Genomic DNA, 19,778 nt, shown 5'->3' on the forward strand with positions numbered 1-19,778 from the left:
CTTTTTATCATTTAACGATTTCTAATCCTCAGCACATAATTTGCATTCAAAATGATCAAAACAAGTCCAATCACCATGATCGAGAACAGCTGAGAGTGATTGGCTCCAAGGGAATACACAATCAAAATAAACATGGCACTGGTCAATAGGATATTCATCATTTGATACGTGTGAAACAGTCCGCCAAGCATCACATGCTTTTCCCCTTCGTCTGAAATGGCGAGCAGCTTTTTACTATAGTCTTTGTCGGACGGACTTGGCAGATTGCGATTAGGATAGACAAGTTTAAGAACGGATATCGCTGCATAAGAACTGATAATGGTGACCATAAATAAAGCAGCATTGACCAGAATCAACCATAGTGGCTGTTCGGTGACGATGGCTATCCCGATTGCAATAATGGACAAAATCGTACTCACTGTATTGGCTAAAGTCAAATCAGTAAAGGTCCGATATTGAACTGCTTCCAGTTCATCCTCTTCATCTCCAGAAACCGAAAGAGACACTCTTTTTTTCATACGTGAAATCCCTGAAAAACAATAAATAATCAATAAAATCGTCAATCCACTGATGACAAGAGTCGCTTCAAATGCAATATCAAGAAGTGTCATCTCAAATTCGGCTGCCAGCAGACAGTAAGCACCGAGAAAGCCAAGGAGAGCACCTAAGAGCATTTTGTATATAGTTTTCATGATAGTTCATCCTCCTCGAATAGAAAAATACGTTCAATGGGTTCCTGAAAAATACGTGAAAGCTTAACAGCGAGCAAGAGAGACGGCATTAATTCATCTCGTTCCATTAAGCTGATGGTCTGACGAGAGACCTTTGCACGCTTTGCAAGCTCAGTTTGGTTTAAACCATCACGCGCACGAAGCTCTTTTAACCGATTTTTCATTCTGTCACCTCAATTTTGCTTGAAATCTTTCCTTGATTGTAAAATATTATATTCATTTTGACAAGTAAAGTTGTCAAAATGATAAAAATAATTGTCAGAAAGATCATCTTTATTGAAAAGGTGAACCATGATACGCTAAAGGAAAGAGAAACAGAAAACAGGTGATGTCCGTGTTCATTGATCAATTAAAAAATGACTTACATCAATCACAACCGTTGTTCATTGGAGAAGAGACAGCGTTCAAAGCAGCAGTCCTTATCCCTTTGGTGCAAGTAAATGGAGAATGGCATATATTATTTGAGGTAAGATCGCTGACCATGAGAAAACAGCCGGGGGATATTAGCTTTCCTGGGGGCAAGCTTGACGGCAGCGAAACTGCACAGGAAGCTGCACTGCGAGAAACACATGAAGAGCTGGGCATTCCGCCAGAATCGGTCGAGATCCTTGGACAGCTTAGTCCTTATATCGCTTCTCCATCCTTCGTGGTGTACCCATATGTCGGTATCATTGATGAGCAAAAAGTGAAACACTCCTTTAATCAAGAAGAAGTAGAGGAGACTTTTACCGTGCCTCTATCATGGCTCAGCCAATATGAGCCGTACTTACATCATGTATCCGTTCAGCCAACACCAGGAGAGGATTTCCCTTATGAAAAAATCATGAATGGTGAAAAATACAGCTGGGGAAGCCGTTCGATTGAGGAATGGTTTTATGATTACGAAAACTACACCATATGGGGATTAACAGCCCGCATATTAAAGCATTTTGTGACCGTTACAAAAAGAAATTCCTAGAGAATCGCTCTCTAGGAATTTGTTGTATTCAGCCGTTCCTTCGCTGTTTGTTGTCCTTTACTTATTGAAATAGGAGATTTCGCTTGGCTCAGTCCGTAGGAAGGCATGTTCACGTAAATGGATTCATACGAGCCGGCTTGAATTTGGTACGTTTCATGATAAATTCCGACCGCGTCATTATTTCGTGCTCTTTGGTTAAATTCTTTCCAAGCAGCCAAATGCTTCTCCATCTTAGCATAGGCAAGGAGGTCATCTGTTGATTTCCAATATTGAATCATCGCTGTCGTACGTAATCCGAAGTAATTCTCTGTCCCAAGAAACCCAAGCTCATCTTGATGGGTATACAGCTCCTTGATCATGCCAGGCATCGCCATGAACACAGGCAGCCATTGATGAATGGCCCAGCGTTTGTTGATCCTCATTCCGATGATGAACACAACAATCGAATCAGAATTGTCCGTTGTAAATCTGCCAGCACGTATATCTTTTTTCATTCATTTACCCTTCCTTCTTCATCAAATGAAGTGTTTCTACGCACCAATCGATTCCTGCTTGAGCCACTCTTTTTCCATAATCTAAAGTAAAAAGCCAATACTTCGCATCCGCTTCATCTGGATACAGCTCTTGAATGTTTTGTTCAATCGCAACATATGTCTCATAACGAATACGGAGCTGCCGCTCATAATCCTGTAAAAGCACCAATTTTTTCTCAAACGAAAGATATTGACCGAAGAATAACTTTAATAACACCTCATTACGCTCTGTTGGTAACTGATCGAGCGGCTGCGCCAGCCACTCTCTTAACGTATCCAGTCCTTTTTCAGTCAAATAATATTCCCGCTTATCTGAGCGGCCAGAAGTAGCAGCAGGTGAAACTTCCGCAAGGCCTTCCTCGACTAATAACTTTAAAGCTGGATAAATTTGTCCATAACTAATTTTCCAAAAATGATGCAGGCTTCTATCAATTAATTGCTTCACTTCGTACCCTGACTTACAATCAGTCGTTAAAATACCTAAAATCGCATATGTCGTATCATTGTATTTTTTCATATCAGCACACCTATCTAAAAGATATATCATTTAGATATATAATATGCGATATCCAATGGTGATACAAGGGGGATTTAGAAAAAATTCAATGAAGGAGGTGAAGAGATCACTAGGAGATGCATCACTCATATATTGATAGAAAAAATAAACATCCGTCAGATCAATGATCAGAGGAGGTATATATGAATAAATCGAAAATCTGGATCGTGGCAATTTTAACGGTACTAGTCATCGGTGCTGTCAGCTGGATAGCATATCAAGTAAATGCAAAAAAGAGTGTATTGAACCAATCTTACGCGTTTGTATATAAGACAAAGGATCAAGTGAACTGGTTCAAGGTAACGGAGAGAAAAGGGAAAGTCACAGGGTATCTGAATGAAACCATTTTGGAGGAAAACCCAAAAAGACATTTTGATCCTAATCTATTTATCAACAAATATAAATTAACTGGAAAAACTGTTGGAAACGGTTACGAATTTCAAGTGAAGCAAGGGAAAGAGACGGTCACATATAAAGTTCACCCTGCTGAAAAACATCTTTCTGTGAAAAAACAAGGTCAAAAGAAAAGCATCACATACAAAGCAGTTGATCAAAATAAACTACGAGCTGTTCAAAAGGACATTCATGACCGATATGATGAACTGATGGAGGACTCTGAGAATAGATTCCATGATTATGTAAGAAACTTTATTAAGAAAGTAACAGGCGCTTATGGTTATCTGTATACAGCGGAGGATGGTTCATACCAGCTATTTCTAAAAGTAAAACGGATGTATATGCAGTCTGAATGGGCAGGTTCTTTTATTATGAGAACGGTCCCAGGAGATGGTGATGAACCATATAAAGAAACGAAACATACAGCCGGTGGTGTTTCAGATGGGATAATGTTTGATTTGAGTACTTATCCTGCAATTGAAAAGGGTTTTATTTTAGGGGAAACTGATCGAGATGCAACATCAATTAAATTTCCTTTTAAAATGGCAGGCGGTACAATAGAATTTAAAGCTGTCACGAAAGAGGAATATCAAGAACAAACGGAAGCATTCAAAAAGCAGGCTGAAGAAAAGAAAAAATAGATGATGATAAACCAGATGGGTCATTTTAAACTTATCTGGTTTTTAGATGGAAGTAGTTTGTGGTGAATGATAAAAGGATATTTATCGTATAAAAAAAGAGGAAGGTTACTTCAACAATGAAAGAAGAGTAATTTAGGTATATAGACCTTAATAATTTTTAGAAAAATAAATGTTGACGCTTTCATATAATCAATATATACTAAAAACAAATCCAATATGAATAAATTAGACATGTGACTGGTCATGCAGGCAGGATCTAAAAACGATGAATTTCTATTATTTGTCGTTTTAGGTCCTTTTTTTATTGCCAAAATATAGGTCTCGTGTATGAGAAAAGGGGGAGAAAAAATGGATTACGCACAAATTGCCAAAGACGTTTTACAGCATGTAGGCGGCAAAGAAAACATTGCGCACCTTGAGCACTGTTCAACAAGACTTCGCTTCACACTAATCGATCAGAAAAAAGCAGATGTACCAGCACTAGAAAATACACCAGGTGTTATAGCCGTCAGAATGTCAGGACAATGCCAAGTAGTTATTGGGAATGACGTCATTGAAGTGTATCAACAGGTAACAAGTTTAATAGGCAGCAGCTCATCAAGCCAAGACGTGCCATCCAATCAGCCAAAAGAAAAAAGAAAAGCAGGCACAGTTCTGTTAGATTTCATTGTCGGTGTCTTCCAGCCGCTTGTACCAGCTATCGCAGGCGGAGGAATTCTAAAATCATTTCTTCTCCTTTTCTCTTTATTAGGCTGGATGGATGCAAAGGGACAAACCTATCAAATACTGAACATGGTAGGTGATGCACCACTTTACTTTCTGCCTTTACTAGTTGCTGTAACAACGGCGAATAAACTAAAAGTAAACCCACTGGTCGCACTATCAGCAGTCGGTGCGCTCCTTCTGCCGAACATGACGGCGATGCTTACAGAAGGTGCACAATTACTGTCATTCGATGTAAAAAATATAGCTTATGCGTATCAAGTGTTTCCGGCAATTCTTTCTGTATTGCTTTACGCGCAAATGGAAAAATTCTTTACTCGGTTTTCACCAAAACCAATTCGAATTTTCTTCGTTCCGATGATGTCATTGGTCATTACTGTACCAGTTACGCTACTGTTATTAGGACCACTTGGTTTTACAGCAGGACAAGGGTTTTCATCCGTTATTCTTGCGATGTTTAATACAGTAGGTTGGGTAGCTGTCGCGATTTTAGCAGCAGTCCTTCCATTCATGGTTGCATCAGGTATGCACAAAGCAATGGTCCCTTATGCAGTCACAACGATGGGTACCCTTGGGAAAGAAGCACTTTACCTGCCAGCATCACTTGCGCATAATATTGCGGAAAGTGGAGCGTGTTTCGCAGTGGCACTACGCACGAAAGACAAGGTACTCAGATCAACAGCCATTTCGGCAGGAATATCAGCCTTTTTTGGCATCACAGAGCCGGCGTTATATGGTGTGACACTTCAAAATAAGCGAGTTCTTGGAAGTGTTATGATTGGTTCGTTTGTTGGCGGAATTTTCATTGGTTTAGTTGGTATACAAGCCTTTGTGCTTGTTGGCCCTGGATTAGCAAGCATGTCGATGTTTATATCAGATGAGCTCCCGCGAAATTTGATGTTTGCTATCATTGGAGCGGTCATTTCGTTTATTGTCGCCTTTATCGCTGCTTTTGTATTAGGTAAAGATCGAACTGTAGAAGAAAAGACAAAGGACCAAGCTGGGTTTGCTGAAAAAATTGGAGCAGGAGAAACATTCAAAAGCCCTGTGATTGGTCAAATGATCTCTCTATCTGAAGTGAAAGATGATATTTTCTCTTCAAAGATCATGGGAGAAGGAATTGCCATTGTACCTTCAAAAGGAGCACTTTATGCACCAGTAGATGGTGAGGTAACCTTGCTGTTTGAAACAAACCATGCACTTGGTATGAAGACGGACCAAGGAGTTGAAGTATTATTCCACATCGGCATTGACACCGTTCAGTTGGAAGGACAGTATTTTCATCCAAAAGTGCAGGCTGGAGATCGTGTTCAAGCGGGTGATTTATTGATTGAATTTGATCTAGAAAAAATCATGGAAGCAGGATATGATCCAGTAACACTTGCTGTAGTCACAAATACAGATCAATATGATATTAAGGTACAGCCATTACAAGAGGTCAATCGTCAAGATACATTGATGGTTGTCACACAATTAGGAGGCTAATTATATGACAAAAATCAAAGGTTTTCCAAAAGGATTCTTATGGGGCGGCGCTATTGCTGCTAACCAGGCAGAAGGCGCCTGGAATATAGATGGAAAGGGACCGTCTGTTGCAGATATTGCAATGTACCGTTCCAACTTGAGTGTAGAAGATTATGAAGGTCATCTTGCTGTTACCACTGAAAATATAGATCGTGCGATGAAAGATCCAGACGATAAAAAATACCCAAAACGCAGAGGTGTTGATTTCTATCATCACTATAAAGAGGATTTGGCCCTCTTTGCAGAAATGGGATTTCAAACACTTCGCATTTCTATTGCATGGAGTCGTATCTTCCCTACTGGAGAAGAAGCGGAACCGAATGAAAAAGGGCTGCAATTTTATGATCGTGTCTTTGCAGAAATGAAAAAACACAACATAGAACCGATCGTGACACTCTCTCATTATGAAATGCCTTTAGCGCTTAGTGTGAAATACAACGGCTGGGTGGAAAGAAAAGTAATCGACCTCTTTGTGAAGTTCGCCAATGTTTGTTTCGAACGTTATAAAGATGATGTGAAATATTGGCTCACCTTTAATGAAATTGATAGTATTCACCGCCACTCTTTCATTACAGCGGGAATTATTCCTGATCGCTGCCCAGAAGGAAAAGTAGAGGAGACGGTGTATCAAGCACTTCATCATCAATTTGTCGCATCTGCTCTCGTAACAGCAGATTGCCATCGTATCATATCAGGAAGCCAGGTAGGATGTATGCTGACAAAATTGACAACGTATCCGCATACGTGCCACCCGAATGATGTGGAACAAGCTTTGAAACAAAACTTAGAAAACTATTTCTATGCAGATGTTCAGGTATTTGGCGAGTATCCGCCACTGATCAAGCGTATGCTGGAGAGAAAAGATATTCATATTCAAATGGAAGCAGATGATCTTACCATTTTAAAAGAAAACACAGTAGATTTTATCTCATTTAGCTATTATATGTCTTTAACGGAATCAGCCCAAGAAGGATTAGAAGAGACAGAAGGGAATACCATTCGTGGAGTCAAAAACCCTTATCTTCCTTCAACTGACTGGGGCTGGCAAATTGATCCAGTCGGTCTGAAAATTTCTTTGATCGAATTGTATGATCGCTATCAAAAACCTCTTATCATTGTCGAGAACGGCATGGGTGCAAAGGATGTAGTTGAAAGTGATGGCTCAATCCATGACGACTATCGTATTAACTATTTCAAAGAGCATTTCCGTCAAATGAGAGAAGCCATTGAAGAAGGCGTCGATCTCTTTGGATATACGAGCTGGGGCTCGATTGATATTATTAGTGCAGGTACATCACAAATGTCAAAACGTTACGGCTTCATTCACGTAGATCAAGATGATGACGGGAACGGGACATTAAAACGATCTCGAAAAGACTCATTTTATTGGTACCAAAAAGTCATTGAGACAAATGGTGAATTGCTTGATTGAACACCACAATCATGAAAACAGGTGATGACGATGTTTAAAATCAAAAAAGTTTTAAACTCGAGCGTGGTCCTGGCTGAAGATCAGAACCAACAGGAGATGGTTTTGTTCGGCCGAGGAATTGGCTATGGCCAGAAACCAGGTCAAATGATAGAAGAGAAAAAAGCGGACCAAGTCTTTATGTCAGTCGATAACATGAGAGCAAAAGAATTTCTTCAATTGTTAGATTCAATGCCTCAGGAGTTTATCGATTTAACTCAGCAAATCGTCCAATATGCAGAAAAACGTTTAAACTCAACTTTAAATTCAGGCGTTTATTTTACCTTAATGGATCATTTGAATTTTGCAGTTGAACGACATAAAAAGAATATTAATATTACGAATCGTGTGTATTGGGAAATCAAAAATTACTATACAGAAGAATTTGAAGTAGGGAATTACGCACTTGAGTTAGTCAATGACACATTGGGCATACAATTACCAAAAGAAGAAGCTGCCAATATCGCCTTTCACTTAATTAACGCATTAGGTGAAGAATCCGATTCGAAAGATGGTATGAAATATGCCAAGATGATCGGGAGTATTGTCAATCTTGTGCGCTATACATTGAATATGAAAATGGATCAGGAGAATATTCATTACAGCCGGTTCATTACACATGTGAAATTTTTCGTAGAACGATTTTATGCTGATAAATTATTATCAGATCAAGAAAATGAGTTATTTGAACAAATTGCACACTTGTATCCCCAAGCCATGGATGTTGCTTTTAAGATCAAAGACTATATTAAACAGGTGCATAGTATCGTCATTCCTAATGATGAGCTTACTTATCTTGCGGTACATATACACCGCCTCATATCTTATCAGCAACTAAAATAAATGTGGAACCACTTGCCTTGATGAGGCGAGTGGTTCTTTGTATGACCAATGTTTATATTAAGTTCCGATAGGTCGTTCTGTTGTACCAGGATTTTCATCATTTAATGAATTGAAAGCCCCTGTTTGTCCTAAAACAACGATGGTCAAAGTGATAATCAATAAACTCATTTTTTTCATTAGAATTCCCCCAGTCAATGATAGGATGTTTCATGCGATCAGCTTCCTTTAAAAAGAGATAGGCTTGATGAATTGCTCCCAGCTCTTCAAAGTGTTTTGCAGCTAATGCACTTAATTCACAGGCTCCTTCAGCATCTTTTAATTTTTTAAGAATGCTGATTTTATCGAAACAGGCTTGAGCTTTTTGAGCCATATCTTCAGTGAAATATAGATGGTAAAGCAAATTCATTTTTGCTGTATAGATGGGGCATTTCTCTGATTCATGTTTTTGGTTCACCAATTCGAAGTAATAGAGAGCTTGTGTCCTTTCATCGATAGAAAGCAGCTCTTTCATTAACATGTACATGGAGTGATGAAAGTAACACGAAGAGAGATAGTCTTCATCACTAAGAGCCTTTTCTAGGGCATCGATACATTTTTTTGATTCGCCAGCTTCGGCGTACAAAATGCTGATATTATGATAAAGCTGTGATGTTAGAAAATGATCGTTGAGACTGTCTGCGATGTGTAATGCTTTTTTGTAGTAGTCTTCTGCTCTTAAAAAGTCACCAATGTCCATATAATTAGCAGCGGCGATGACAAAGGCTGCAGCTAGTCTTCTCTCATATCCTTCATGACTTTTGAAAATATCAATAGCATTCTGAATATAGTGTAGAGAAATCAGGCTTTGACGAAGAAGCATATATAAGTTGGCGATTTTCGTATGGAATTCTGCTACTTCTATTTCATCAGGAATGTGTTGTAGTTTTTTCTCGGCAATTTTAAACAGTCCAATGGCTGATGCATAGTCTCTTTTATAAGAAGCGTAAAGGGCTTTGTATAGGTAAAAATAGTATTCAATTAAGTCGTTTGTTTTAGAGGGGCAATCTGGCTCTGTCTGTTCCTTCAGTTTTTTCCCTCTACGTTCATATAACATGAGTTTATACTTGCCCTCTAGCAATGAGTAATAGGTCAAGACCTCCTGATTTTCTTCCATTTTTTGAAGTAATTCCTTTACTTCTGTATACATTGCTTTTGCACTGTGTACATCATGCTTGCGAATTGCAATTCTCCAATCATTTAAACGATTCCCCACCTGTTCAGCAGAAATGATAGCCATGGAAATTTCACCTCTTTAAGTTCCTTTCACCTGTTTCACAAAAAACGATATCACAATTTTTGGTAAAATATAATCGTTTCGGTGAGGTGATTGACAAGAGGTAATAAAAAGGACCTATGGTCATACATGCGATGTACGATATTGTAAGTGTGCTTACTTGTTAGCACAAATAAATAAAATCTCTTTTTAGAAGTCTAAAAAAGGGAAATTTACAATGGATTTTATGATAATGTATGAAAATATCACTCGTATATTTGGAATAAAGAAATTTTAGCTATTTCAGAGGGAAAATGGAAGGTCGATCTATGAAAGAAAATCAGGTATGATGTTGCTAGATCATGAGATAAGAAACTGATAGATGCAGACAAAAGTAAGTATTAAACACAAACTCTGACCTTTTAGAAAGGATGTTGAAATGAAAAAAAGTTTTCAAAGATTAAACAGACAAATCACAGTCATTATCACGACTCTGTTACTTGTTTTAGTGACTCTTTATATGTCAAAGAGATACTTTTATAGCAAAGAAATTGAGCTGCTGACAGAATCTTGTCAGCAAGCTGGCGGCAAAATCATCTTAGAAACAAATAGTTTGTCTATGGATTACTCGTTTGAGTGCCAGAAAAAGTAGAACAGGCAGTTTCCTGCCTGTTTTTACTCAAATTAAAAACCTAAATCTTGCAGCCATCGATTTAATTTCATTTCTCGGTTCTCGGCAGTTGAGTAATCATATCTTCCTAATTGTAAAGTGTCTGCAATTTCTCCGTCATTCATAAACATGATCCTTTCAGAACGAAGAGCCACCTTAGGGTCATGTGTGACAAGCAGCAGTGTTGCTCCTTCAGAATGGACTCTTGAAAAAATATTCATCACTTCCTTCGTTGTACTGGAATTAAGAGCACCTGTTGGTTCATCAGCGAAAAGTATGTCTGGTTCATTCATGAGCGCTCGGCAGATAGCGGCTCTTTGAAGCTGTCCTCCTGATACTTCTGTCAAATATCTATTTGCCAAATAATCAATATCAAGTTTTTTCATTAAATATTGAGCTCGTTCATTCAATTCTTGTCTTGGCTTTTTCTTTGCTAAATAAGCTGCTGCAATGATGTTGTCAAATAGATTAAGATTTTTTAATAAGTGGCTGTGCTGAAAGACAAACCCCATCTCTGTTAAGCGCAGAGCAGTTAACTGTTTGTCTGTCATTTCTGATAGTGTTTGGCCTTTATATTTGATCTCTCCTGTTGAAGCTGTTTCTATGCCGCTAAGCTGATAAAGTAAGGATGTTTTTCCACATCCAGAAGGCCCCATAATGGTCACGAATTCCCCACGCTTTATCGATAAATGTATATCCTTAAGAATCGTTTGTTTTTGTCCTTTTAATGAATTGATATGCAAAGACAATCGCTTCGTTTCAATCAAGTGTTCCATGTGAAACATCTCCTTATAAAAGTGTTTGCCTTGTCGTTGGACTAGAAAAAAACGTCTTCGATAACCAGGCGATCAAAGTTAAATTGACCATAAATAGTGTGAGTGGATACACAAACGACACCCATTGTGGTGACAGCCACTGAAGGCTCGACGCCCCTAATGATGCTCCACCGACACTCATCAAAGCAGGACCAATGGTATTGACTGTGATTGTTCCAATAAAGGCGCCAAAAGAGAGAACAACGATAAAGCTTGTTATATATTGTGATGTTATATCTGTTATAGAAAATCCAATTGTTCTTAACATGTGGTTTCGGCTCGAATCTTTCGCCTTTAACATGTGCAGAAACATGAATAGCATTAAGCTGGCGGTTCCAAAGGCAGCTAATGCAGCAAAAGATGCAATGACTTTTACAATAGCTGCGGTGCTGCCGATCGTTTGATGAATGTATTCATTCATATCTGTCACTTTTGCAGGAGATACCTTTTTTTCAAATATTGTCTTTTTCTCTGCAATATTTACTCCTGGCTTTAGTTGAATTTGAATGGTTTGCCAAAGAGCTGTTTGAGGAAATGGCTGTGATATTGCTTTTGCTGTTTTGCCTCCATTGGTCACGTCCTGATAAATACCTGTCACCGTTCTTTGGATTTCATGCCCATTATTTACGAGAGTGATTCTTTCTCCTATCTTTTTCTGAAGTGAATCTGCATTTAATACGGATAAGGCAATTTCTTCATTCTTTAAAGGCTGCCGTCCTTGTAAATAGTTGAGGGGAAATTCTGAGAGCTCACCTGTTTCTAAGTAGAGCGTTTCTAATGTGTTCTCCCTTGATTTCACCTGAAGAGAAGTCGTTTCATAGATGGCTGCTGTTTGTATGCTCTGATCTTCACGAATCATTGATTCTATCTCGTTTGTATTTTTCGCTAGATGATTTCCTTGGCGTATATCTATTCGAAGGTCACTTTTACCAGAGCCAAGGTATGTGATGAATTTTGGTGATTGTAAGGTATGCCATAGCTGAATAGGCATGAGCATTAAAAATGTACAGAGTGCAATAATACAAGAAATCGTTGTGTACAACTTCTTTCGTGATATCAGGTCTTTTAAACCAAGCCAAATATTGATCGGTATGAACCTGCTTTTCTTGAGGTGCATAGGTATTCTTTTCTTATGACCCGGTGAATTGATAACGCCTTGAAGTGCTTGAGCAGCTGATATTTGACCAAACTTTCTTAGGACAGCATAGCTGCAAGAGATGACGATTATTGCCGTCGCAATAGAAACAAAAAGCGGGATTAACCAATGAGTAAAAGAAGGCTGATTCCCCATATATCGGTGAATATTGGCCGTAAACATATCACCAAATATAAGCGTTAACACATATCCTGCTATACAACCTGCACAAGCAAGCACGGCATACTTACCAACGTATAATTGCTTGATTCTTGTTAATGGGATCCCAAGCACCTTCAGTATGCCAATTTCACGTTCATCCTCTTCTATAGAAGCCGTCATAGCAAGATGGAGAGAGAGAAGGGCTATACTGATGAGCAGCAGGCAAACAAGCAGGAGAATGGCAATGACCATTCCATCTGTCAATGCATTCAGCATACGCAGTAAAGGTAGTGTGACAGCTGGACCTTGTTGTGGCAGCTGTGTTGATTGATAGATTGCTTGAAAAGCATCTGTCTGCGCGGCATCATGTAGTAAAAATTCGATTAGGTACTCTTTTTGTTGAAACACTTGATTTATTGCGTCCCAATCCTCGTTATGAAGAAGAAATCTTTTTGAACTGACAAGACTGGGGTTCATTTGCGCATCTCGCAAGAATGCTTTGATGCGAAAGGAAAATTGATTAGCTCCTTTCTCAATCAATAACGTTTCACCTATGTTGAGATGATACTTTTGTTGAAAATAAATTGGGACAGCCACTTCACCTTTATTGACAGTGAGCTTTTCGTTTTGTTCATTTAAAAGAAAATCAAAATTGCGATTTTGCTTCACAAATAAATGATCCATCACACCTGCTTTGGCAGGCTCATATCCGAACCTGATGTTTGCATGTTCAATTGGTATCATTGGAACGATTTGATGGGCTTTTACCATGGATTGCTTGTTTGAAAATGCATCAATGTCTTTTTCATTTAGGCCGCCGTCATGCATTTGGACAAAGTCTGGCGCTTTGGCAGAATGAAGCAGGTTAGAAATGGAACCATTCAGCTGTACGATCATTTGAGCTGCACTTGTTGCGAGAAATGAAGTCATCATGATGCAAATGGTTAAGCCAATTGAAATAAGACGGTGACGGGTTAAGTCTTTCTTTATAAACGCTAATCTCATGAGGCTGATTCTCCTTCATGCTGAAGCAGATTTTTTGTTAAGCAGGCTAGTGCAAACATGAAAGTACTAACGATGAGCACCGTCACATACATGGTGGCTGAAAACGTATTGAACAAGAATCCATACATCATTTGGCCAAGCGGAGCAGCACATTGAGAAACCATTGTCAGATTGGCCATCACTTTTCCTAATTGATGATTTGGTGTTTTCTTTTGAACATGTGAAATCACAACGATTGAGATCATAGTTAGCAGCATAGCAATTGGAAGACATCCTGCTAAAAAGAGAAAATAAGCTGGATAAGTGCCAAATTGAAGAGCTGTTTTGGATGTTGAGAACGCCACAGGCAGTAAGATGAGCGCGATGACAAGAAGCCAGCGATATAAAGTAGGAATGCGCCAATGCTTCGCTACAAGTCCAACTAGCAGAGCCCCTGCGATGACAGCGAATTCAATCAAGCCCATGCCTATTCCATACATGATGTCACTGCTCTTCATTGTGACCCTTAATATGATTGGCCCCCCTACGATAAAAAATGGTGTAAGGATGAAATTTAACATTGCAGCAAGCAGCATGGCTCTTTTTAAAAATGGCTGGCTGCCAATATAAGAAAATCCCTGTTTCATATCTTTTATGAGCACTTTGCCCATAGACTCTGTCAGCGGACTAGGGGAGAAGGAAATGTTTAACCTTAAAAGCATGCAAGCTGATAGAAAAAATACGATGGCACTTGCACCTATGATGGATTGGCTTCCAATCATTCCGTATAGAACTCCTCCGATAATCGGTGCAAGAACACCTGAAAGTGCCTGAACGCCATTGACAATGCCGTTTGCTTGTTCTAATTGCTCTTGTTTCACTAGCTGTGGAATGCTGGACATGACAGCGGGAGCATAGAACGTACTCATCACGCCAAGCAGTATCATGACAGCTCCGATCATATAGAGTGAATCATTTCCCGAAAATAACCAAAAATAAAAGGCAAGAATCATCACGCCGGTGAGGACATCAAATAAAATCATTAAGTTCCTTCTGTTAAACCGGTCAGCGATTGCACCAGCTAAGGGAGAGAGAAGGAGCGGGATATTGGATAATGCGAAAAGTAAGGCATATAAATCAACTCGGTGTGTCATATCCAGTACGTGTAAAGATAGAACAAACCGAATGAGAGAAGATCCGAAAACGGAAATAATCTGTCCGAGAACGAGGTATATAAAGTGGGATGACCCTCTTTTGGATAACAAAGACATAAATATCACTCTCCTTTTAGACCGACCGTCAGTCTATAATGTATACAGGATTGGTATTGAAGTGACCAATCACTGATTATTTTCATCCAGCTCTCCAGATAATCGCTTCAGCAGGAAGGAAAAGCTCCCCTTTTCTGCATGCAATGAGGATTCGAGTATATCAATAAAAGCTAAAGCGCGTTGTATACTTTCTTCGGCTGTCCATTGAAAAAGGCCTTCATCAAATATGACCTGTGCAGAAGCAAGAAGAAATTCAACCGTCTCTTGCGGATACTTCGTTTTGAATGTCCCTTCCTCTACACCTTGCTGAATGACATCTGCCAACACTGGTGATAGTTCTTTAATGGCTTTGATTAAGCTTTTTTGATGCATTTCTGCATTAGAAGGCTGATGGAACTGATCGATCATGCCCTGTTTATGGCTTCCTTGCTGAGGTGATTGCGCCATGATGATACGAAATAGTTTGTCAACGACTGGAAGGTCTGGCTCAGCCGCAATACGCTTTGCTACGATGATATCTTCCTTGATGATCCTGTCAATAATGGCATCCATTACTTCTTCTTTGGATGCAAAGTAGTAATAAAAGGTGCCTTTTGCAATGCCAACGGCTTTTAATATGTCAATAATCGTTGTTTTCTGATAGCCTTTGGTTGAAAAAAGCGCTTCTGCTGCGTTTAATATGTCATTTTTACGTTCCTCAGGATGTTTAACGGTTCTCATAAAGCCATCCTTTCTTTTAACTAGACTGTCGGTCGGTCCTTTGATTTGATTAAACACTTTTCAGGGTGTCTTTGTCAATGGCTGGTTTTTAAACACTTTGCATTTATTGTTCAAAGACACTATGATACATTGAATGAAAAAACCTTCAGGGGAGATGGCAAATGCAATTTTTGACCAGTGAATTGGCTCAAGAAATGGTAGAACGTACGATGCATATTTTACATAAAAACATCAATGTGATGAATGCTGATGGTGTCATTATTGGTTCTGGTGAACGAAACAGGATTGGCCAGAAACATGATGGTGCACGACTTGTGCTGACAAGCGGGAACAGTGTGGAAATTGACCAGGAGACCTCTTTGCGTTTGGAAGGAGTGAAACCCGGGATTAACTTGCCTATTTGCTTCCATAAACAAGTAGTTGGTGTGATTGGGATTACTGGTGAGCCAGAGGACATTCGGCATCATGCCGAGCTGGTGAAGATGGCGGCTGAACTGGTGTTAGAGCAATCTTTTCTGCTTGAGCGGGTTCAATGGCGTCATCGACTAGAAAGTGAAATTGTCAATCAGTTGGTTTCATATTCTGATGTTGGGGATCATCAGCTAAAAAATCGAGCTGCTTGGCTGGGGATGGATTTAGACAAGCCCCGAATGGCTATTGTTTTTCAGCCAGTTCCATCCTCAGAGGATGCTGTTCATAAATTGATGCATGCGATTCAATATGATAAGAAGGCGGATGATTTACTTGGCATGACCTTTTGTCATGAATTGATTCTTTTAAGTCAGCCCATACCTGAACAGCGATTAAAGCAGGTGGCAGGTCATCTGCAAAGAACAATGCAAAAAGCAGTAGGAGGCCAAGTGTTAGTGGGGATAGGGACTGTCGCTGACGACATCAGCCAGCTGCCAATTTCTTTTCAGCGTGCGAGAGATGCCCTGAGGTTAGGGAAGGTTCTTGATCCGGAAGAAAGTATGTATCTCTTTGAGTCTTATCAGCTGGAAAGCTTATTCATGATTGCGGGAATTGCTGAAAAGAAAAGTCGATGGACTGACTTTTACAAGCCTTTGACACAAGAAGCAGAGCTCGCCCATACATTAAGGATTTACATTGAAGAGGGCGGTGATTTGCAAAAAATTGTTGATCGTTTATTTATTCATCGGAATACATTGCGTTATCGTTTAGACAAAATTCAAGAATTGACCGGAAAAGACCCTCGTCATGTAAAACAGTTAATCGAGCTTTATATGGCGCAGCTAATGAATCAACTATCTTGATTGTGCAAATGCACAATTGAGTAGAGTGATAAATGAGAAAAGTTCATCCGGATTCACAACACAATCCCTTTGGGTAAACGCTTACAATTGGAGAAAGATATTTGTAGGGGGATTGAGGATGAGTGGAGATGTGACGGTAAGTACTCTGGGAGCCATGGCGGCGCTTGTGATCGCGATTGTTCTCATTCTAAAAAAAGTATCACCGGCTTATGGCATGCTGGCAGGTGCTTTCATAGGCGGTTTGGTTGGCGGTGTAGATATTGTTCAGACCGTCAACGTCATGATGGAAGGTGCTAAGGACATGATTCCGGCTGTCCTTAGAATTATGGCTGCAGGTGTACTGGCTGGTGTTCTCATTGAGTCGGGTGCAGCGTTATCTATCGCTGATGCCATCGTGAAAAGGCTTGGGGAGGCAAGGGCACTATTAGCACTCGCACTTGCAACGATGATTTTAACAACAGTGGGTGTTTTTGTAGATGTTGCAGTTATTACGGTAGCGCCCATCGCCCTTGCCATTGCCAAACGCGCAAAGCTCTCAAAAACGGGGATTCTCCTTGCTATGATTGGAGGCGGGAAAGCAGGAAATATCATGTCACCGAATCCGAATGCCATTGCCGCTTCAGACGCTTTTGGTGTACCTCTGACTTCAATGATGGCTGCTGGTGTCATTCCGGCTGTGTTCGGGTTGGCTGTTACATATGTATTAGCTAAAAAGCTTGCAAACAAAGGGACGCCCGTTCTTGAAGAGGAAACTGGGCAAAGTAAAGTTCAAATACCTGCTTTTTTTCAAGCACTGGCTGGTCCGCTGGTTACCATTTTATTGTTGGCTTTAAGACCGCTTTTTCAAATCAATATAGACCCAATGATCGCTTTACCGATTGGAGGGATTGTAGGTGCTCTTTTCATGAAAAAAGGGAAATTTCTCAATGATTATGCGATGTCAGGGCTTCATAAAATGTCAGGTGTAGCGATCATGTTATTAGGGACAGGTACATTAGCAGGAATCGTATCGAACTCTTCCTTAAAAGATGTGTTTATTCAGGCACTGGATGCATCGGGTTTACCTCCATATTTACTTGCGCCAACTTCAGGGATATTTATGTCAGCCGCGACCGCTTCGACAACAGCAGGAACAGCGGTAGCGAGTGGTGTGTTTAGCGGAACGCTGATTGGGCTTGGTGTATCTGCTCTTTCAGGGGCAGCTATGATTCATGCTGGCGCAACAGTGCTTGACCATATGCCGCACGGGAGCTTTTTCCATGCAACAGCAGGAAGTGTTCAAATGGATATCAAAGAGCGTTTGAAGCTCATGCCTTTTGAATCGTTAATCGGTTTGACGTTAACCGTTGTATCGACCATTATTTTTGGCGTTTTCCAGCTGTTTGGCTGAGGACATGACAAGAAAAGAGGGGCTTTAGGATGAAAATTGTGATCGCACCAGATTCATTTAAAGAAAGTTTGTCTGCTTATGAGACAGCATGTGCCATTGAACGAGGATTTCGTTCAATTTTGCCAAATGCAGAGTATATCAAACTGCCAATGGCAGATGGAGGAGAGGGGACCGTTCAATCGTTGGTTGATGCGACGGGCGGGCACATTGTCAATCAAGTGGTCACGGGCCCGCTTGGTGAGCCTGTGGATGCTTTTTTTGGCATGTTAGGAGATGGTCAGACTGCTGTCATAGAGATGGCTGCAGCTTCTGGTTTACACCTAGTCCCGAGAGAAAAACGTAATCCGTTATGGACCACATCAAGAGGAACTGGAGAATTAATACTTGCAGCGCTGGATAAAGGAGCGAACCATGTGATGATTGGGCTTGGCGGAAGTGCAACAAATGATGGCGGTGTTGGGATGATGCAAGGATTAGGGGCAGCTTTCCTTGATAAAACAGGACATTCCCTGACGTCAGGGGGCGGGGCGCTTCATCAATTAGCTTCAATTGATTTATCTGGGCTCGATCCTAGACTGCAATCCGTAAGGCTGGAGGCGGCTTGTGATGTGGATAATCCTTTAACAGGTGAGAGAGGAGCGTCTGCTGTTTTCGGCCCTCAAAAGGGAGCAGATGAAAAAATGGTTCAAGTGTTAGACAAGAACCTGGCTCATTTTGCACAAGTAGCTGAAAAGCAGTTCAATGTAACCTTTGGAGATGCAGCAGGGGCAGGAGCGGCAGGAGGGCTTGGTGCGAGTTTATTAGGCTTTTTACAAGCCGATTTACAAAGAGGAATCGATATTGTGCTGAAGGCTGTTCATTTTGATGACGTCATCAAGGAGGCAGACCTTGTCATTACGGGAGAAGGCCGAATTGACCGGCAGACCATTTATGGAAAAACCCCAATCGGCGTAGCCAAAGCAGCGAAGCAGTATAATTTGCCTGTGATTGGCATCGCAGGCTCTCTTGCAAAAGACAGTGCAATCGTACACGATCATGGAATTGATGCACTGTTTAGTATTGTTCCAGGTATTACCTCTCTTTCTGAGGCGATACAAGATGCGGATCTTCATGTAGAAAGAACAGCTCGGAATATCGCGGCTGCGTTAAAAATTGGAATAAAGGAGTAAATGATGAAAAATGTTTCCTTTTCTATCACATTCCTTTTATAGAAATGTGGTAAAATCGATATAAATGATGTAGAAAGTTGGAGGAAACAAAAATGTCTAATCTACCGAATTGTCCTTCGTGCAGCTCACCTTATACATACGAGGACGGCAGTTTGCTGATTTGTCCTGAATGTGCGCATGAATGGTCACTTGAACAAGAACAAGCGGCAGAGGAACAGCTTGTGGTCAAAGATGCGAATGGGAATCTGTTAAGTGATGGAGACACGGTCTCTGTCATTAAAGACCTAAAAGTAAAAGGTTCATCATCCGTTTTGAAAATAGGAACGAAGGTCAAAGGCATTCGTTTAGTTGAAGGCGATCATAATATTGATTGTAAAATTCCTAGCTTCGGCGCAATGAAATTAAAATCAGAGTTTGTGAAAAAGATATAATGTATGAAAGGAGGCTGTCAGTAAGAGGCCTCTTTTCTTTATTTATAGGTGAAAGGAATAATCTCAAACGAAATTCCATACATATATACCTGTTGAAAAAGGTTCATTTTTTAAAAAATCAAGCCTCTTTTC

The 19,778-nt window shown here is 40.2% G+C and carries 19 protein-coding genes; 10 read left to right on the plus strand and 9 right to left on the minus strand.

All coding sequences use genetic code 11. The annotated features are described in order from the left end of the window. Positions 1-11: 11 nt before the first annotated feature. Together JVX94_RS15195 and JVX94_RS15200 are read right to left on the minus strand one after the other, a co-directional pair. On the minus strand, positions 12-692 hold the full coding sequence (locus tag JVX94_RS15195) for a DUF3169 family protein (protein ID WP_205183636.1): 681 nt from the start codon (positions 690-692) through the stop codon (positions 12-14). After that, a complete protein-coding gene (locus JVX94_RS15200; RefSeq protein WP_003215336.1) occupies positions 689-895 on the minus strand; it encodes a helix-turn-helix transcriptional regulator in 207 nt (68 codons plus the stop codon). The genes JVX94_RS15195 and JVX94_RS15200 overlap by 4 nt, the downstream gene beginning before the upstream one ends. 170 nt (positions 896-1,065) lie before the next feature. Between JVX94_RS15200 and JVX94_RS15205 the strand changes: the two genes are divergently transcribed. After that, complete coding sequence (locus JVX94_RS15205; RefSeq protein ID WP_095409975.1) at positions 1,066-1,689, plus strand: NUDIX hydrolase; 624 nt, start codon at positions 1,066-1,068, stop codon at positions 1,687-1,689. An 11-nt stretch (positions 1,690-1,700) separates the two neighbouring features. On the opposite strand, the gene JVX94_RS15210 is transcribed toward JVX94_RS15205, so the two are convergent. Both JVX94_RS15210 and JVX94_RS15215 read right to left on the minus strand, forming a co-directional pair. Continuing rightward, on the minus strand, positions 1,701-2,183 hold the full coding sequence (locus tag JVX94_RS15210; RefSeq protein ID WP_095409974.1) for a DUF4188 domain-containing protein: 483 nt from the start codon (positions 2,181-2,183) through the stop codon (positions 1,701-1,703). A gap of 4 nt (positions 2,184-2,187) precedes the next feature. Next, complete coding sequence (locus JVX94_RS15215; protein WP_205183638.1) at positions 2,188-2,739, minus strand: PadR family transcriptional regulator; 552 nt, start codon at positions 2,737-2,739, stop codon at positions 2,188-2,190. A gap of 182 nt (positions 2,740-2,921) precedes the next feature. Here JVX94_RS15215 and JVX94_RS15220 point away from each other — a divergent pair, with 182 nt between their 5' ends. The 4 genes from JVX94_RS15220 to JVX94_RS15235 all read left to right on the plus strand — a co-directional run bounded on the left by JVX94_RS15220 (position 2,922) and on the right by JVX94_RS15235 (position 8,373). After that, entirely contained in the window at positions 2,922-3,815 is an 894-nt protein-coding gene (locus tag JVX94_RS15220; protein ID WP_205183640.1) for a hypothetical protein, read from the plus strand. A 348-nt stretch (positions 3,816-4,163) separates the two neighbouring features. Further along, positions 4,164-6,023 carry a beta-glucoside-specific PTS transporter subunit IIABC gene (locus JVX94_RS15225; protein WP_205183643.1) on the plus strand — a complete coding sequence of 620 codons (1,860 nt, stop codon included), beginning with the start codon at positions 4,164-4,166 and terminating at the stop codon, positions 6,021-6,023. Between the two features lie 4 nt (positions 6,024-6,027). Then, entirely contained in the window at positions 6,028-7,494 is a 1,467-nt protein-coding gene (locus JVX94_RS15230; protein ID WP_144484141.1) for a glycoside hydrolase family 1 protein, read from the plus strand. A gap of 30 nt (positions 7,495-7,524) precedes the next feature. Next, entirely contained in the window at positions 7,525-8,373 is an 849-nt protein-coding gene (locus JVX94_RS15235; protein WP_144484138.1) for a PRD domain-containing protein, read from the plus strand. A 97-nt stretch (positions 8,374-8,470) separates the two neighbouring features. On the opposite strand, the gene JVX94_RS15240 is transcribed toward JVX94_RS15235, so the two are convergent. Further along, positions 8,471-9,649: a Rap family tetratricopeptide repeat protein gene (locus JVX94_RS15240; RefSeq protein WP_144471647.1), complete on the minus strand. Its 1,179-nt coding sequence runs from the start codon at positions 9,647-9,649 to the stop codon at positions 8,471-8,473. A gap of 415 nt (positions 9,650-10,064) precedes the next feature. Here JVX94_RS15240 and JVX94_RS15245 point away from each other — a divergent pair, with 415 nt between their 5' ends. Further along, positions 10,065-10,277, plus strand: coding sequence for a hypothetical protein (locus JVX94_RS15245; RefSeq protein ID WP_095409967.1), 213 nt, complete (start codon positions 10,065-10,067; stop codon positions 10,275-10,277). Positions 10,278-10,309: 32 nt separating this feature from the next. Here the strand turns inward: JVX94_RS15245 and JVX94_RS15250 are convergent, their stop codons facing one another. From JVX94_RS15250 to JVX94_RS15265, 4 genes are all read right to left on the minus strand, one after another. Next, positions 10,310-11,071 carry an ABC transporter ATP-binding protein gene (locus JVX94_RS15250; protein WP_205183646.1) on the minus strand — a complete coding sequence of 254 codons (762 nt, stop codon included), beginning with the start codon at positions 11,069-11,071 and terminating at the stop codon, positions 10,310-10,312. A gap of 13 nt (positions 11,072-11,084) precedes the next feature. Continuing rightward, complete coding sequence (locus tag JVX94_RS15255) at positions 11,085-13,412, minus strand: FtsX-like permease family protein (protein ID WP_205183648.1); 2,328 nt, start codon at positions 13,410-13,412, stop codon at positions 11,085-11,087. Then, positions 13,409-14,662: an MFS transporter gene (locus JVX94_RS15260; protein WP_205183651.1), complete on the minus strand. Its 1,254-nt coding sequence runs from the start codon at positions 14,660-14,662 to the stop codon at positions 13,409-13,411. Before JVX94_RS15260 ends, JVX94_RS15255 begins: the two co-directional genes overlap by 4 nt. A gap of 69 nt (positions 14,663-14,731) precedes the next feature. After that, a complete protein-coding gene (locus JVX94_RS15265; protein ID WP_044334868.1) occupies positions 14,732-15,382 on the minus strand; it encodes a TetR/AcrR family transcriptional regulator in 651 nt (216 codons plus the stop codon). A 161-nt stretch (positions 15,383-15,543) separates the two neighbouring features. On the opposite strand from JVX94_RS15265, the gene JVX94_RS15270 reads away from it, so the two are divergent. The 4 genes from JVX94_RS15270 to JVX94_RS15285 all read left to right on the plus strand — a co-directional run bounded on the left by JVX94_RS15270 (position 15,544) and on the right by JVX94_RS15285 (position 19,646). Next, entirely contained in the window at positions 15,544-16,656 is a 1,113-nt protein-coding gene (locus JVX94_RS15270) for a CdaR family transcriptional regulator (RefSeq protein WP_205183653.1), read from the plus strand. A 118-nt stretch (positions 16,657-16,774) separates the two neighbouring features. Further along, positions 16,775-18,046: a GntP family permease gene (locus JVX94_RS15275; protein ID WP_095409961.1), complete on the plus strand. Its 1,272-nt coding sequence runs from the start codon at positions 16,775-16,777 to the stop codon at positions 18,044-18,046. A 29-nt stretch (positions 18,047-18,075) separates the two neighbouring features. Next, complete coding sequence (locus tag JVX94_RS15280) at positions 18,076-19,215, plus strand: glycerate kinase (RefSeq protein WP_205183656.1); 1,140 nt, start codon at positions 18,076-18,078, stop codon at positions 19,213-19,215. 92 nt (positions 19,216-19,307) lie between these two features. Continuing rightward, complete coding sequence (locus JVX94_RS15285) at positions 19,308-19,646, plus strand: zinc ribbon domain-containing protein YjdM (protein ID WP_034281410.1); 339 nt, start codon at positions 19,308-19,310, stop codon at positions 19,644-19,646. Positions 19,647-19,778: the final 132 nt, after the last annotated feature.

Origin of the sequence: Bacillus sp. PDNC022, from assembly GCF_016919285.1 — a bacterium.
GTDB classification, from domain to species: domain Bacteria; phylum Bacillota; class Bacilli; order Bacillales; family Bacillaceae; genus Bacillus; species Bacillus safensis.

What these genes read in the sequence shown, in the direction of transcription:
- JVX94_RS15195 (WP_205183636.1), bottom strand. Translation starts at nt 692, where the DNA reads ATGAAAACTATATACAAAATGCTCTTAGGTGCTCTCCTTGGCTTTCTC.
- JVX94_RS15200 (WP_003215336.1), bottom strand. Translation starts at nt 895, where the DNA reads ATGAAAAATCGGTTAAAAGAGCTTCGTGCGCGTGATGGTTTAAACCAA.
- JVX94_RS15210 (WP_095409974.1), bottom strand. Translation starts at nt 2,183, where the DNA reads ATGAAAAAAGATATACGTGCTGGCAGATTTACAACGGACAATTCTGAT.
- JVX94_RS15215 (WP_205183638.1), bottom strand. Translation starts at nt 2,739, where the DNA reads ATGAAAAAATACAATGATACGACATATGCGATTTTAGGTATTTTAACG.
- JVX94_RS15220 (WP_205183640.1), top strand. Translation starts at nt 2,922, where the DNA reads ATGAATAAATCGAAAATCTGGATCGTGGCAATTTTAACGGTACTAGTC.
- JVX94_RS15225 (WP_205183643.1), top strand. Translation starts at nt 4,164, where the DNA reads ATGGATTACGCACAAATTGCCAAAGACGTTTTACAGCATGTAGGCGGC.
- JVX94_RS15230 (WP_144484141.1), top strand. Translation starts at nt 6,028, where the DNA reads ATGACAAAAATCAAAGGTTTTCCAAAAGGATTCTTATGGGGCGGCGCT.
- JVX94_RS15235 (WP_144484138.1), top strand. Translation starts at nt 7,525, where the DNA reads ATGTTTAAAATCAAAAAAGTTTTAAACTCGAGCGTGGTCCTGGCTGAA.
- JVX94_RS15240 (WP_144471647.1), bottom strand. Translation starts at nt 9,649, where the DNA reads ATGGCTATCATTTCTGCTGAACAGGTGGGGAATCGTTTAAATGATTGG.
- JVX94_RS15245 (WP_095409967.1), top strand. Translation starts at nt 10,065, where the DNA reads ATGAAAAAAAGTTTTCAAAGATTAAACAGACAAATCACAGTCATTATC.
- JVX94_RS15250 (WP_205183646.1), bottom strand. Translation starts at nt 11,071, where the DNA reads ATGGAACACTTGATTGAAACGAAGCGATTGTCTTTGCATATCAATTCA.
- JVX94_RS15255 (WP_205183648.1), bottom strand. Translation starts at nt 13,412, where the DNA reads ATGAGATTAGCGTTTATAAAGAAAGACTTAACCCGTCACCGTCTTATT.
- JVX94_RS15260 (WP_205183651.1), bottom strand. Translation starts at nt 14,662, where the DNA reads ATGTCTTTGTTATCCAAAAGAGGGTCATCCCACTTTATATACCTCGTT.
- JVX94_RS15265 (WP_044334868.1), bottom strand. Translation starts at nt 15,382, where the DNA reads ATGAGAACCGTTAAACATCCTGAGGAACGTAAAAATGACATATTAAAC.
- JVX94_RS15270 (WP_205183653.1), top strand. Translation starts at nt 15,544, where the DNA reads ATGCAATTTTTGACCAGTGAATTGGCTCAAGAAATGGTAGAACGTACG.
- JVX94_RS15275 (WP_095409961.1), top strand. Translation starts at nt 16,775, where the DNA reads ATGAGTGGAGATGTGACGGTAAGTACTCTGGGAGCCATGGCGGCGCTT.
- JVX94_RS15280 (WP_205183656.1), top strand. Translation starts at nt 18,076, where the DNA reads ATGAAAATTGTGATCGCACCAGATTCATTTAAAGAAAGTTTGTCTGCT.
- JVX94_RS15285 (WP_034281410.1), top strand. Translation starts at nt 19,308, where the DNA reads ATGTCTAATCTACCGAATTGTCCTTCGTGCAGCTCACCTTATACATAC.